11 protein-coding genes are annotated in these 12651 nt (G+C 52.0%); 4 read left to right on the forward strand and 7 right to left on the reverse strand.

The genetic code is table 11. The features are described from left to right. Positions 1-254: 254 nt before the first annotated feature. From ACW9SV_RS06695 to cysM, 3 genes are all read right to left on the reverse strand, one after another. Positions 255-1508: an MFS transporter gene (locus ACW9SV_RS06695; protein WP_479555966.1), complete on the reverse strand. Its 1254-nt coding sequence runs from the start codon at positions 1506-1508 to the stop codon at positions 255-257. 83 nt (positions 1509-1591) lie between these two features. Next, complete coding sequence (locus tag ACW9SV_RS06700; protein ID WP_479555967.1) at positions 1592-1993, reverse strand: GlcG/HbpS family heme-binding protein; 402 nt, start codon at positions 1991-1993, stop codon at positions 1592-1594. Between the two features lie 292 nt (positions 1994-2285). Beyond that, a complete protein-coding gene (gene cysM, locus ACW9SV_RS06705) occupies positions 2286-3164 on the reverse strand; it encodes a cysteine synthase CysM (RefSeq protein ID WP_479555968.1) in 879 nt (292 codons plus the stop codon). Positions 3165-3504: 340 nt separating this feature from the next. On the opposite strand from cysM, the gene ACW9SV_RS06710 reads away from it, so the two are divergent. The 4 genes from ACW9SV_RS06710 (at position 3505) to ACW9SV_RS06725 (ending at position 10119) form a co-directional block, all read left to right on the forward strand. After that, positions 3505-5001: a PhoX family protein gene (locus ACW9SV_RS06710; RefSeq protein WP_479555969.1), complete on the forward strand. Its 1497-nt coding sequence runs from the start codon at positions 3505-3507 to the stop codon at positions 4999-5001. Between the two features lie 108 nt (positions 5002-5109). Then, positions 5110-6891: a cytochrome-c peroxidase gene (locus tag ACW9SV_RS06715; protein WP_479555970.1), complete on the forward strand. Its 1782-nt coding sequence runs from the start codon at positions 5110-5112 to the stop codon at positions 6889-6891. A gap of 207 nt (positions 6892-7098) precedes the next feature. Continuing rightward, on the forward strand, positions 7099-8865 hold the full coding sequence (locus ACW9SV_RS06720; protein WP_479555971.1) for an APC family permease: 1767 nt from the start codon (positions 7099-7101) through the stop codon (positions 8863-8865). An 87-nt stretch (positions 8866-8952) separates the two neighbouring features. Then, positions 8953-10119, forward strand: coding sequence for a hypothetical protein (locus ACW9SV_RS06725; protein WP_479555972.1), 1167 nt, complete (start codon positions 8953-8955; stop codon positions 10117-10119). A 38-nt stretch (positions 10120-10157) separates the two neighbouring features. Here ACW9SV_RS06725 and coaE read toward each other — a convergent pair whose 3' ends face one another. The 4 genes from coaE to ACW9SV_RS06745 all read right to left on the reverse strand — a co-directional run bounded on the left by coaE (position 10158) and on the right by ACW9SV_RS06745 (position 12643). After that, entirely contained in the window at positions 10158-10751 is a 594-nt protein-coding gene (coaE, locus tag ACW9SV_RS06730; protein WP_479555973.1) for a dephospho-CoA kinase, read from the reverse strand. A 3-nt stretch (positions 10752-10754) separates the two neighbouring features. After that, entirely contained in the window at positions 10755-11654 is a 900-nt protein-coding gene (locus ACW9SV_RS06735; protein WP_479555974.1) for a YbbR-like domain-containing protein, read from the reverse strand. Positions 11655-11743: 89 nt separating this feature from the next. Then, positions 11744-12079, reverse strand: a complete 336-nt coding sequence (gene yajC / locus ACW9SV_RS06740; protein ID WP_479555975.1) for a preprotein translocase subunit YajC — start codon at positions 12077-12079, stop codon at positions 11744-11746. 15 nt (positions 12080-12094) lie between these two features. Next, complete coding sequence (locus ACW9SV_RS06745; RefSeq protein WP_479555976.1) at positions 12095-12643, reverse strand: DUF1573 domain-containing protein; 549 nt, start codon at positions 12641-12643, stop codon at positions 12095-12097. Between the last annotated feature and the right edge of the window lie 8 nt (positions 12644-12651).

The raw sequence follows: 12651 nt of genomic DNA on the forward strand, positions 1-12651 counted from the left end.
TGATTTTTTGAGTGCGGCACCTTTACAAATCTACTATTTACTCCTATGCAACCCCTCTTCTGGATTATCTAATACAGATACTATATTAACAACAGGTTACTAACTCTTTATCATTTGTACATCATTTGAGGCAACAGGAAAGCAGCCTTTAATAGGTAGGAAATGGGCGTATAGCCATCTGGAAAGGGTTTCTTCTTCTTAGCTCCTTGTTTTAGGATCAATCTACCCACCCAAAAGCGGTGTAAACCTCAGGATTATGGTAAAGACAGCTTTACCCTGGAAAACAGCTGGCCAACTACCGCCACAAGCAGACAGGCGCCCGCCGCCAGCCCAACAAGGGGCGGAAAGGATACCTGTAAAAGCCAGCCACTGAGCAGTGCGCCCAACACGTCTGAGAGGTTGATCAAAGCCATATAGGCAGTGAACTGCGAACCGCCTACCCTTCGGTCGCAAACCGCCATTAACAGCGGAAAGCTGCTGACGCTAAAGAGTGGATCGGCTAATCCCCAAAAGACGAGACCTGCTTGTATCCATCCTTCGCCCTCGTGCCTTAGCAGGTAAGCGTTGAACAGGACCATGAACAAGGCCAGGCACACGCAGGTGCTGTAATACATTCTTCCTAAATGCACCCTATCGGCGAGATAGCCGCCACTCAGCACCACGGCTAGGGTAAGGCCCGCTCCCCAGCTACCCTGGAAAACGGAGAGGCGCTTGTCTTCCCACCCCAGGGAATGAATTAGGTGGTACGAAAGGGATCGCGAAAACAAACTAAAGCAGAGGTAAGAGAGAAACACTAACCCAAACAAGAAAAGCGATTCGCGGCTCAACAAGCTCCGGAAAAGACGAGAGAACACCAGCCGGAACGCAGGAGCATTGGCCGGTTCTTTTGGAGAAGGGTGGGCAGGAGCCTGCCTGCTGTAGAGAGGCGTGGCTAAAAAGAGGAGGGTGAACAGCAGCAGCACCGCTGACATGGTGCCCACGGCCACTGCGAACCCATACGCGTGCAGAAGGTAAGAAAGCCCCGCCGCCCCGAAACTGATCCCAAGCAGGAGCCCGCCCCGCATAAAGCCGTTTACTCTCCCTTTCTCGTGGTCGGCCACAAGGGAGATCGCCAGGGCGTCTACGCTCGCATCCTGCACAGAGGCAAACAAGCTGTGGGTGAAGAAAAGGGCGGCGAGCAGGCCCGTTTGCTGAATAGGGTCACGGACGGTTAGCAGCAGCAGCGAGGCTCCAAAGGCAAGCAACTGCGTAAGAACTACCCAGCGCTTGTAAGGTCCCGAGGAAGAGGAACTGTAGCGGTCAATTAAGGGGCCCCAGGCCAGCTGAATTACCCAAGGGAACCCCACTGCACTGGCGAACGCCCCTACCGTAGCCGGCGGAACATCCCGCCCCACCATATAGTTCGAGAGCGCCGTCAGGGCAAAGCCGGAAGGCACCCCCTGCATGAAGTACAGGTAGAAGAAGGTGAAATACCTCAGGGGGGCGTTGTCTCTGACAGAAGGCAGCATGGCATGTAGTTGCAAAGGAAAACAGGTTGAAACTTGTTTTGTTTGCGCCTGCGCGCCTTCTACCTTTTAAACCGTCTGCTGAGCTAGGAGATTGCCTTCACCCCGGCCTCCGCTACCGTATGGTCATTCTCTACTGTGCTGCCTGACACACCTATGGCCCCAATCACCTCTCCGTTGCCACCTGTGATGGGAATACCCCCTGGAAAGGTGATCAACCCGCCGTTAGAGTGTTCTATGTTGTAAAGGGAACCACCCGGTTGCGAAGCTTGTCCCAAGTTGCCAGTGGGCATGTCAAAAAAGCGGGCTGTCCGGGCTTTCCGGATGGCGATATCTATGGAGCCGAGCCAGGCCCCGTCCATGCGGGCGAAAGCCGTCAGGTTAGCCCCGGCGTCCACCACGGCGATGTTCATCTTTAAACCCAATCTTTGTGATTCAGCGAGAGCTGCTTTTACGGCCTTGTCGGCTTGTTCCAGTGTGATTCCCATATGCTTTGCGTTTTCTGAATGAAATAAAAGAAAGGGATACTTTCCCCTCAATAGGTACTGTTACAGGCAGAAAGAGTTGACGAAACCGGTGCTACTAAGATATTTAAATGGAACACAAGCCCTTATCCTAAGCACCACCGCTTTCAGGTGTCCTTCTCCTTCTATATGAAGTTAGCGAAAACAGGCCATAAACTCAAACCTTATCTAAAAGGCGATTCTAATCGGAATGAAACGGGAAGGGAAGCAGAGCATTGGGCGGGTCTAAGGAATTTGCAGACAGTCAATTTACTGCCTACCCAAAAAGGTCGGTGCTCAGGTAGCGATCTCCTCGGTCACAGACAATGAAAACGATCACGCCTGATTCCAACTCCTGGGCCAGTTGATAGCTAGCTTGCAGGGCGCCCCCGCTACTCATACCCGCCAAGATTCCTTCTTCTTTTGCCAATCTTCTTGTCATGGTGATGGCCTGCTGCTCGCTTATGTCTATAATCCGGTCTACCCTTTCTTTTTCATAGATCTGGGGCAGGAACTCTGGGGACCAGCGACGGATGCCGGGGATGTTAGCGCCCTCGGAAGGTTGGGTACCCACAATCTGAATGCTTGGGTTCTGCTCTTTGAGGAACCTGGACACCCCCATGATGGTACCCGTAGTACCCATCGCCGAAACAAAATGCGTGACAGTGCCTTGGGTATCTTTCCATATCTCCGGACCGGTTGTCTTGTAATGGGCGCGGTAGTTATCTGGGTTGGCGAACTGGTTAAGCAAGTGATAGCCCTGGTTTGTGGCCATCTCCTCCGCCATCTCGCGGGAAAACTCTATGGTCTTGGCCGATGGCGTGAGGATTACCTCTGCCCCGTAGGCTTCCATGGCTTTCACCCGCTCTGAGGTGGAGTTATCGGGCATGATCAGAGTCATTTTCACTCCTAGTGCCTGGGCAATCATGGCCAAAGCGATGCCTGTGTTTCCGCTGGTAGCTTCCACCAACTGGTCTCCAGGTTGTATCTCGCCGCGGTCAAGGGCGCCTTTGATCATGCTATAGGCTGCCCGGTCCTTCACGCTGCCCGCGGGGTTCTGCCCCTCCAACTTCGCATAGATTTTCACCTTGTTACCAGGGTGTATATTTCGTATCTCCACCAAAGGAGTATTTCCTATCAGTTCAAATAAAGTCATGGGTTATCCCTTAAATAGAATCAGCTGCCTCCTGCCATTGATGAGAGCATAAGCCCGGGCAGGAACCTGATTTACCTCAATCTTACTTAAAGTGTTCCATAAGCGCAACCTGCCGTCACTGCCCAAGGGCATTTTCTTCCCTGTAGCCCACATACATCCGTTTGCCGGAGGCAATTAGCGATCTGTTTCTGAAGCAGTTTCATCAAACCCCTACTTACAAGGACCCAATGTTATGCGAGAGTTACAGACAAGCGGCAGATTTAACAATGGAATAAAAATGGCCTAATGAAGGGGTAACACCCGGGGTATACTTTTGATAAAGCAAACACAGCCCCGGCATATGAAACCTTTTATTACAAGAAAATCAACCTTCGCGGCGGGTTTAGCCGCACTTCTTTTCTTAGGCGCCTGTCAGGAGGATGACTCCAATGAAAACCCGGGTTCCTCGGGAGTGGAGATCAAGAACCAGTCCGTGACTCCTTCCCTGGTGAAAATGCTTTCAGGGTTTGAAAGCGTGAAGATCAATCCCCTTATCAGCAGCGATGACAAACTGGAGGGTTCTCCTTCTTTCATTTACGGCGCGCAGCCAGACGGCTCGGGCATGCTCAGAAACCCTGACGGCGAAGGATTCATCATGGTCACCAACCACGAGATCCTGCAGTCGGTGTCTCGGGTGTACCTTGACAAGAACATGAAGCCTACCAAAGGTGAGTACATTGTAGACGGTACCGGCGGACGTTGGAGACTATGCTCTGCCACGCTGGCGACCCCAGAAGAGCACGGGTTTGGCCCCACGTTCCTGACGGCTGGCGAAAGCGGCATTGAATCCATGATCCATTCCATCAATCCTCTGGGCTCCTCTACTGATAAGAGCAATCCTAACCGAGTTTTGCCTGCCCTTGGAAAATGCAGCGCAGAAAACGCTGTTCCGCTTCCTAAAGCAGCTTACCCAGGAAAAACCGCTATTTTCATTGGTGAGGACGAAAGCAACCCAGCCAACAGCATGGGTCAGGTGAATCTTTACCTTTCTAACGCCACCGGCGATCTGCAGAACGGCAAACTGTACATGCTGCGCCGGAAAAACAAGAACACCGTGGAGACTGACATGCAGGTGAATACCGCCTACGATGTGGAGTTTGTGGAATACAGCAACGTAGCCACCAGCACCGGCGCCCAGTTAGCCGCCCAAACCGTAGAGCAAGGCGCTCTGCAATTTGCCCGCGTAGAGGATTTGGACTACGGAAAAGGCAGCGCCAACGCCAACAGAACCCTTTACTTTACCTCTACCGGAGTTAGCCAGGGAGACAAAATAACGCCAGTGGCCGGACTTACCATGTGGGGACGGGTGTACAAACTGGAACTGGATGCGAACAATCCGCTGGCCGGCAAACTTACTCCTCTTATTGACGGCGAGGTAGACCCGGGCAACAGCATCGTGAACCCAGACAACATCTGCGTGACAGAAAACTTCGTCTACATCCAGGAAGACGGCGATTCTTACTACAAGAACAACAAGCATGATGGTCGTATCTGGCAGTACAGTATCGCTACCAAACAGATCAAACCTATGCTGGAGATGGATCACCGCAGATCAGACGCCACCTTCAACGCCAAATACAACCCTAGCAATGACACCCGCCTGAGTTCATGGGAATACGGTGCTATGTATGACATCTCGGATCTGGTAGGCGTACCCGGCACCTTTGTCGTGAACATTCACCCGCACACCTGGACCAGCGACAGCTTCTTGCCCGGCGGCAAAGGAGCCGACGGTAGCGGGGTAGTCAACAACAAAGAGGGCGGCCAAACCGTGATTCTGACCGGGGTAGCCCGATAAACAAAACTAAACACAACAACTTTTCAACTTCCATTACCATTTCGTCTGTCATGCTACAAAAGCCTTCCGATCATCGGTAAGGCTTTTGTCTTTTCCTTTCCAAGCCTTATGAAACCAAAGTATAACCCGCTACTATTTCTGTTGCTAAGCGTTCTGTTTTCCGGCTGTTTTTCTGAAAAGAAGCTGCAAGCGCCTGATCAGGTAAAAGCCCATCTACAGGTTCAGTTTGATTCTTTGCAGCAGACAGGAGAGAGATTGCTTCTGAGCGCCCAGAAAGAAAACGGACCGGCGGTAATGCAGGCTTTTCTGCAGACCCGGCGCGCGTACAAGAAGGTGGAATGGTTCACGGAGTATTACGCGCCTACTGCCAGCAAAGAACTGAATGGCGCACCTCTGCCCGAGATTGAGATTGAGGAAACTCGGGTATTCCCGCCCTCGGGGCTGCAGGTGATAGAAGAATACGTGTACCCGGAGCTGCAGGAAGCAAACCGCCCGGATTTGGAGCGAGAAATAAAGGCGTTTCTCTCTACGCTGAAAAGAACCCGTGTCATTCTGGAGGAGACGGTGTTCACCGAGAGCCACCTTCTGGATGCCACCAAGCAGGAAGTCTTTAGAACCATGATTCTGGGCATCTCCGGCTTTGACACTCCTTTGGTAAAAACAGGCGTAAAAGAGTCTGCCGTGGCTTTGATGTCGGTAAAGGAAGTGCTTTCCTTTCTGGGAGAAAACCCGTCGCTGCAGGAACTTCTAGCGCAAGCCATAGCCTTCACAAACCAAAGCCAGGACTTTGACGGATTTGACCGGATGCGGTTCATTAAGCAGTACGCCAACCCCATCACCAGAGGCATCGTGGCCTGGCAGAAAGAACTCGGGATTCCGTTTGTTCCGGCGGCGCTTGCGCTCAACCCGCAGGCGGCTACGTTGTTTGAGCCCGATGCCCTCAACACCAACTACTTTGTAGGCAACCTGGAGGCCCGACCAACTCCCCAGAAGATTGCTCTGGGAAAAGCCTTGTTTCACAATCCCATCCTGTCTTCGGGTACCCGCACCTGCGGCAGCTGCCACCAACCAGAGTTAGCTTTCACCGATGGCCTACCTAAAAGCAACGCGCTGCATACCGGTAAGTTTGTGAGCAGAAACGCCCCTACCTTGTTGTATGCTGGTTTTCAGCACGCCCAGTTCTATGACATGCGCTCCCCCACCCTGGAAAACCAAGCCATGGACGTCATCGCGAACAAAGACGAAATGCATGCCTCCGTAGAGGAAGCGGCCACCAGGCTCAATAAAGAACCAACGTACACCAAAGCCTTTAAAGAAGCATTTCCTACCCTGGAAAAGGAGATTCTGCCCCGGCACGTGATGATGGCGCTGGCGGCCTACGTCAGGTCTCTCTCTCCTTTCAGCTCCCGGTTTGACTTGCACGTGCGGGGCGAGGAAAGTCATATGACCCGTCAGGAGATTACCGGTTTCAACCTGTTCATGGGAAAAGCGAAATGTGGCACTTGCCATTTCATGCCCGTCTTCAATGGCACCGCAGGCCCTTCTTTCTCCAATACCGAAGGTGAGGTCTTGGGGGTGCTGCAATCTCCGCAGGGCAAAAAGCCTGTCCTTGACCCAGATGAGGGAAGATACGCCCACAACAAGATAGAGGAACTGAAGTTTGCCTTCAAAACTCCCACCGTCCGGAACATTGCCCACACCGCCCCTTACATGCACAACGGAGCCTACAAAACTCTGGAAGAGGTGATTGACTTTTACAACCAGGGAGGTGGTGTAGGACTGGGCCTCATGCTAGAACACCAGACCCTACCCAGTGACCAATTGCAGTTAAGCCCCCAGGAACAGAAAGCGCTTGTGGCGTTTCTCCGCACCCTGTCTGATCCCCTGTAAGAAAGAAGTCCTGAATAGGTTTAACGCCCGTTTTCACGTAAACCACCGCTAACCAGAATCCCATAATTTTAATATCTTCTTCTTTAGCTTCCCTCGTATAGGGATTGGGTCGCAAATCCTTTCCTTTCCAGGTTTTTGGGTTTGAAAAGCACCTGATAGGCTTAGGGCATAAGCAGCTATATTGCACGCTCTTTCTATAGAAGACTGATGAAACAAGACCTTACCAACTCTATTTCCACAACGCACGCGCCCAAGCTAAAAGAGCTGCCCGCCACCGCCATTTGTGGGAACGATATCACCTCCTCGTGCCTGTATGTCTCGGCGCTGGCTATCATTTACGCGGGCCAGTATGCCTGGGTGGCTCTTTTGCTGGTGGGTGGGGTCTTGTACCTCTTCCGGAGCATTTACGCTGAGGTGGTGGGGGCGCTTCCGCTCAACGGAGGGGCTTACAACGCGTTGCTCAACACGACCAGTAAGAGTACGGCCTCGTTGGCGGCGTGCCTCACCTTGCTGTCTTACATGGCCACTGCCGTGATCTCGGCCAGCGAGGCCATGCACTACGTGCACCACTTATGGGAAGGGCTCCCCATTATCTACGCCACCATTGGGTTGCTGGCCCTTTTCATGGGCTTAACCATTATGGGCATTGGCGAGTCTTCCATTGTGGCGGTCATCATCTTCATCACCCACATCACTACCCTCACGCTGCTGGTGATAGTAGGCCTTATTTACCTGTTCAACCATGGGTTTGACACGCTGGCCCTCAACTACAGCCAACCCATTCAAGGAAGTATCTGGCGGGCTTTGTTTTTTGGGTTTGCGGCAGCCATGCTGGGGATCTCGGGATTCGAGAGCTCGGCCAATTTCGTGGAGGAGCAGGCGCCGGGGGTCTTCATGAAAACCCTCCGGAACATGTGGCTGGCCGTTACCATCTTCAACCCCTTAACTGCTTTCCTGGCCATTGCCATCTTACCCATGGCCGAGGTAACCGAACACCAAACCGCTTTGCTGGCCCACCTGGGCGAAGTGGCAGGCGGGCACTGGCTGGCCCTGCTGGTCTCCGTGAACGCGGCCATGGTGTTGAGCGGGGCGGTATTGACGTCGTACGTGGGGGTTACGGGCTTGGTGCACCGCATGACCCTTGACCGTTGCCTTCCGCAGTTCCTATTGATCACCAACAAGAAAGGCTCTGCGTTTCTGATCATGATCAGTTTCTTCCTGCTGTGCGTCTCTATTCTGCTGATCACGGGCGGCGACATAGGAGCCTTGGCGGGTGTGTACACCATTTCCTTCCTGTCTGTGATGGCCTTGTTTGGGGTGGGCAACGTTTTGCTCAAAATGCGCCGGAATCGCCTGCCTCGCCCGGTAAGGGCATCCGGTATTGTGCTGTTTGTGGCTATCTCTGCGGTGTTGGCAGCCTTGTTAGGGAATGCTATTTTGAATCCGGCCTACGTGTGGGTTTTCCTGAAATATTTCATTCCAACCGTTTCGGTGGTATTCATCATGCTCTTCCGGATCAGGCTGCTCCGCCTTTTCACGTATTTGCTGCAGCAGATAGAAAAGCCTCTGGCAAAGATCCTTCCCCTGACCTCCTACACCATCATGCGCCTGATCAACACTATCCGGTCACAGGAATTCGTGTTCTTTACCCGAGGCGATAACATCGCCAATATCAACCAGGTGATGCGCTACGTGGTGGAAAATGAGCAAACCAGCCGCATCAAAATTGTAAACGTGTTGCGCGAAGGGGAAGAGCCGCCCAAGAAACTGATGCACGAGGTAGAGGTACTGGACCGGGCCTATCCTGAGCTGGTGGTAGACTTTGTCATCATTAGAGGGCACTTCGGACCAGAATTGATTCAGGAACTCTCCACCAAGTGGAAGATACCGAAAAACTTTATGTTCATCGGCTCGCCCGGAGACCGCTTCATTTACGGCTTACAGGAACTGGGCGGCGTTCGCTTGGTCATCTAACCATTTCTTGGCTTTCCTTCTAAATTCTGCCCAGAAACGCATGTGCCGCAGATTATGTAGTTTTGCGTTTCTTAGCCCCACCCGCGTATGCACCTACTTGAAGTAAAAAACGCTGCCACTGTCAGAGCCTTTTTAGATCTTCCAAGCGCTATTTACAAAGATCACCCCAACTGGATTCGTCCGCTGGACAAAGACATTGAGCAGGTTTTTGATCCGCAGCAGAACCCCAATTTCAAAAATGGCACGGCCATCCGGTGGATCCTCCAGGATAACCAAGGCCAGGCCATTGGCCGGGTGGCGGCATTTGTGAACAACAAAACCAAAGGCGCGTCTGAGTACATGACCGGTGGCATGGGCTTTTTTGAGTGCATCAATGACCAAGCTGCGGCCAATACGCTGTTTGATGCGTGCAAGAACTGGCTGGCCACGCAAGGCATGGAAGCCATGGACGGGCCTATCAATTTTGGGGAGCGCGACCGGTGGTGGGGTCTGCTGGTGCAAGGGTTCACTGAACCTAACTTTGGGATGTTCTACCATGCCCCCTACTACCAGCAGCTTTTTGAGAACTACGGCTTTCAGGTGTATTTCAAGCAGTACACCTATTACATGGATACGCACGCGCGGTTCAGTGACAAGGTCTACCAGCGGTCAGAGGCGCTAGATGCTACCCCGGGGTACAGTTTTGGGCATCCTTCCAAAAACAACCTCGAAAAACTAGCCCAGGACTTTCTGGAAGTCTACAACAAAGCGTGGGCGGGGCACTCGGGCATCAATGAGATGACGTTTGACAAAGCCCTGAAGATGGTGAAGAGCATGAAACCTGTGATGGAGGAGCGGCTTATCAACTTCGTGTATTTTGAAGGGAAGCCCATCGCTTTCTTCATCATGCTGCCCGAGCTGAACCAGATTTTCAAACACCTGAACGGCAAATTCAACTTGCCCGCCAAGCTTAAGTTCCTTTACCATCGCTGGCGCTACAACAAGCGTTCTGATAAAAAGGTGTTTGGGGTCATCTTTGGCGTGGTCCCTGAATTTCAGGCGAAGGGGGTAGATTCTTATTTGATCTGCCACGCGCAAGGTCCTCTGAATGCCTATGGTGCCCGCGAGATAGAAATGAACTGGGTAGGTGATTTCAACCCGAAGATGATGATGGTGACCCGCGGCTTAGGGGCCCGCATTTACAAAACCCACGTTACCTACCGGAAAATCTTTGACCCTGCCAAACCATTCACCCGCTACCCGATCATCAGATAAGTGCTTTCTGCCTTTTTTCTAGAAAAGGAGCTAAAAGCCTACTGTGCTAGTTGAAGGAACTTTTGGTGCAGCTGGGCTACCTGGGGCAGCACTAACTGGGCATCGTCATTGTACAAGACGAACTGGGCCCGGCTTACCCGCTCTTCTTCTGACAATTGCTTGGCCATGATGGCTTCCACCTCAGTGGCACTACGGTGCGGATCGCGCTGCAGTGTGCGGGTCAACCGAAGCGCCAGCGGGGCTGATACGGTGAGCACGTGGTCTACCTGCGTGTAGGCATTGGATTCAAACATGAGAGCCGCTTCTTTGAGCACATAGGGCGCCTGCTGCTGCTCTAGCCAACGGTAAAAGTCTTTGCGCACCTGCGGATGCACTAAACCGTTCAATTTGGCTAACTCGGTGGTGTTATGGAAGACCTTTTGGCTTAGGTATGCCCGGTTCAGGTTCTGTTGGGCATCAAAGGTCTCTGGCCCGAAAGCGGAGATAAGTTGTTCACGCAGCTCTGGGTCATGGTTCATCACCCATTTGGCGCGGGTGTCAGAATCGTACACCGGTACGCCCAGCAACTGAAAACATTTGCAGACAATGCTTTTGCCAGACCCGATTCCGCCGGTGATGCCAATCTTCAGCATAGCTTATTGGGGTGTTAAGGAAATTTGCACCTTACCCGGCAGTATCGCTACATTTCTTGTGTAAGGAGCCTTCTGTAAGATGGTAGGCACAATGGTAGAATCTGCCGCGTTGAACTTCTGGAAATCCAGCACTACCTGAAACTGCTCTACCCTGATGGAATCCCGGAAACGGGGCAGGTATGAATACTGCACCACCACCGGTCCGTTCACCAACCGCAACTGGTGCTGCGGCGGGAAGTTCTGCAAGGAGGGCTGCACCGTCACTTCTTTCCGTTCCAGGGGCATGATGTTGAACTGCACTTCGGCCTCACTTACGTCTGCTTTCACCAAAGAAGTGAAATCATGCACTAAGGGCACATCTCCTTTGAAAGGAGTCGCAAAGTTCTGTTCAGGCAATTCCAAAAGGAAAGGATTGGGAAATTGGTTCAAGATCAGTTCTGGCCCGGTGAAGGTAACTGAGTCTGGTAAGATTTTAACCCCTCCCATAAACGCCTGCCCTGGGGCAACTTTTATCTGGGTGGTGTCAATAGCTAATGGGAACTTACGGGAAACCAGGCGGTCAAAATCAAAGCTGATGGTGTCCGTCACCACAAAATTCAGGTTCAGGCCGTCCAGCACATTGGAGATGGCCGGGCGCAGAGCTTGTCCTGGTAAGCGCTTGACAAAAGGTAATCCCCTGATGGTAAGCTCGGCCGGTTTTACGTTGAAGAACAGGTTTTTCCGGAGCAATTTCCAGCCTTTGCCAGTCACGTTGATAACCACCTCCTCGGGCAGGGGCTTGACGGGGACTAAGGCTTTGGGGTCGTACTTGAATTGGATGGGATAGGTGACTTGCGTGGTGTAGCTCTTGTTGAGCGCATTCAGGAGCCAAAATGTGGCCGCCGTAAAAAAACAAAGCAACACCACCCTCCAGTACTGTTTCTGCTTGGGCGAGAATGGCCTCAGTAACCAGAGAAGGGCGTGCTTTGTCCTGTTTAATGGCAAGGTAACTTTTACGTGGTAGTAGTCTCTGCGGAGGTGTTGGCATTCACCCGGCTAGTGGCTTCAACCGCAATGGCTACTTTGTCAAACTTCAATTTAATTCCTTTATCTACTTCAATCCAGACAGTGTCATCGTCTACGCTTAGTAAACGGCCGTGCAGTCCGCCAATAGTGACTACGTTCATGCCGCGCTTCAGCTCCTCCCTGAACTTCTTCTGGTCTTTGGCTTTCTTCTGTTGCGGCCGCACCATGAAGAAGTAAAACACCAGAATGATTAACCCGATGAACAGGAAATTAGAGTAAAGGTTTGCCCCCTCTGGGGTGGCTTGCAATAATACAGTTAACATAAGGTTGTTCTAAAATTACATTCGAACAGGTCCTTCTGCTCCTGCCTGCGGCACTGTGCCTATGATGTTGGTTTTGATGCTTACCTGGTTGATCTGCGGATCAGTGTTGGCCGTGATGGTGATTTGTTTTGATTGCTGGCCAGATTTACCTGCCGGGTCAAACACCACCTTGATTTTACCTGTCTCACCTGGGGCAACTGGCTCATGAGGCCACTCCGGAACGGTACATCCGCAGGTTGCAGAAGCGTTCTCAATGATCAACGGAGCTTTACCAGTGTTGGTGAACGTGAAAGTATGCTCTACTTTCTTGTCAGCCTTGATGTCACCAAAGTCAAACTCAGTCTCCTTGAACGTCATTACTGGCTTAGGAGCATTTGGGTTCACGGCTTCCTGACCAGTTACGTTAGGGTTGGTAGCAGGATCATTGGCAGCAACCGGGGCGCTGCCTTCTGAAGAGTTTTGCTCAGTGGCAGTGGCGGTTTCTTCTGTGTTTGCTTTTTTCTCGCAGCTAGAAGTCCAAAGACCACCAGCCAACAGCAACGCGATTATAAATTGCTTTTTCATAATACATT

Source organism: Rufibacter sp. JT20002 (assembly GCF_056491185.1).

Coding starts and splice junctions, on each gene's coding strand:
- ACW9SV_RS06695 (WP_479555966.1), bottom strand. CDS start 1,508: ATGCTGCCTTCTGTCAGAGACAACGCCCCCCTGAGGTATTTCACCTTC.
- ACW9SV_RS06700 (WP_479555967.1), bottom strand. CDS start 1,993: ATGGGAATCACACTGGAACAAGCCGACAAGGCCGTAAAAGCAGCTCTC.
- cysM (WP_479555968.1), bottom strand. CDS start 3,164: ATGACTTTATTTGAACTGATAGGAAATACTCCTTTGGTGGAGATACGA.
- ACW9SV_RS06710 (WP_479555969.1), top strand. CDS start 3,505: ATGAAACCTTTTATTACAAGAAAATCAACCTTCGCGGCGGGTTTAGCC.
- ACW9SV_RS06715 (WP_479555970.1), top strand. CDS start 5,110: ATGAAACCAAAGTATAACCCGCTACTATTTCTGTTGCTAAGCGTTCTG.
- ACW9SV_RS06720 (WP_479555971.1), top strand. CDS start 7,099: ATGAAACAAGACCTTACCAACTCTATTTCCACAACGCACGCGCCCAAG.
- ACW9SV_RS06725 (WP_479555972.1), top strand. CDS start 8,953: ATGCACCTACTTGAAGTAAAAAACGCTGCCACTGTCAGAGCCTTTTTA.
- coaE (WP_479555973.1), bottom strand. CDS start 10,751: ATGCTGAAGATTGGCATCACCGGCGGAATCGGGTCTGGCAAAAGCATT.
- yajC (WP_479555975.1), bottom strand. CDS start 12,079: ATGTTAACTGTATTATTGCAAGCCACCCCAGAGGGGGCAAACCTTTAC.
- ACW9SV_RS06745 (WP_479555976.1), bottom strand. CDS start 12,643: ATGAAAAAGCAATTTATAATCGCGTTGCTGTTGGCTGGTGGTCTTTGG.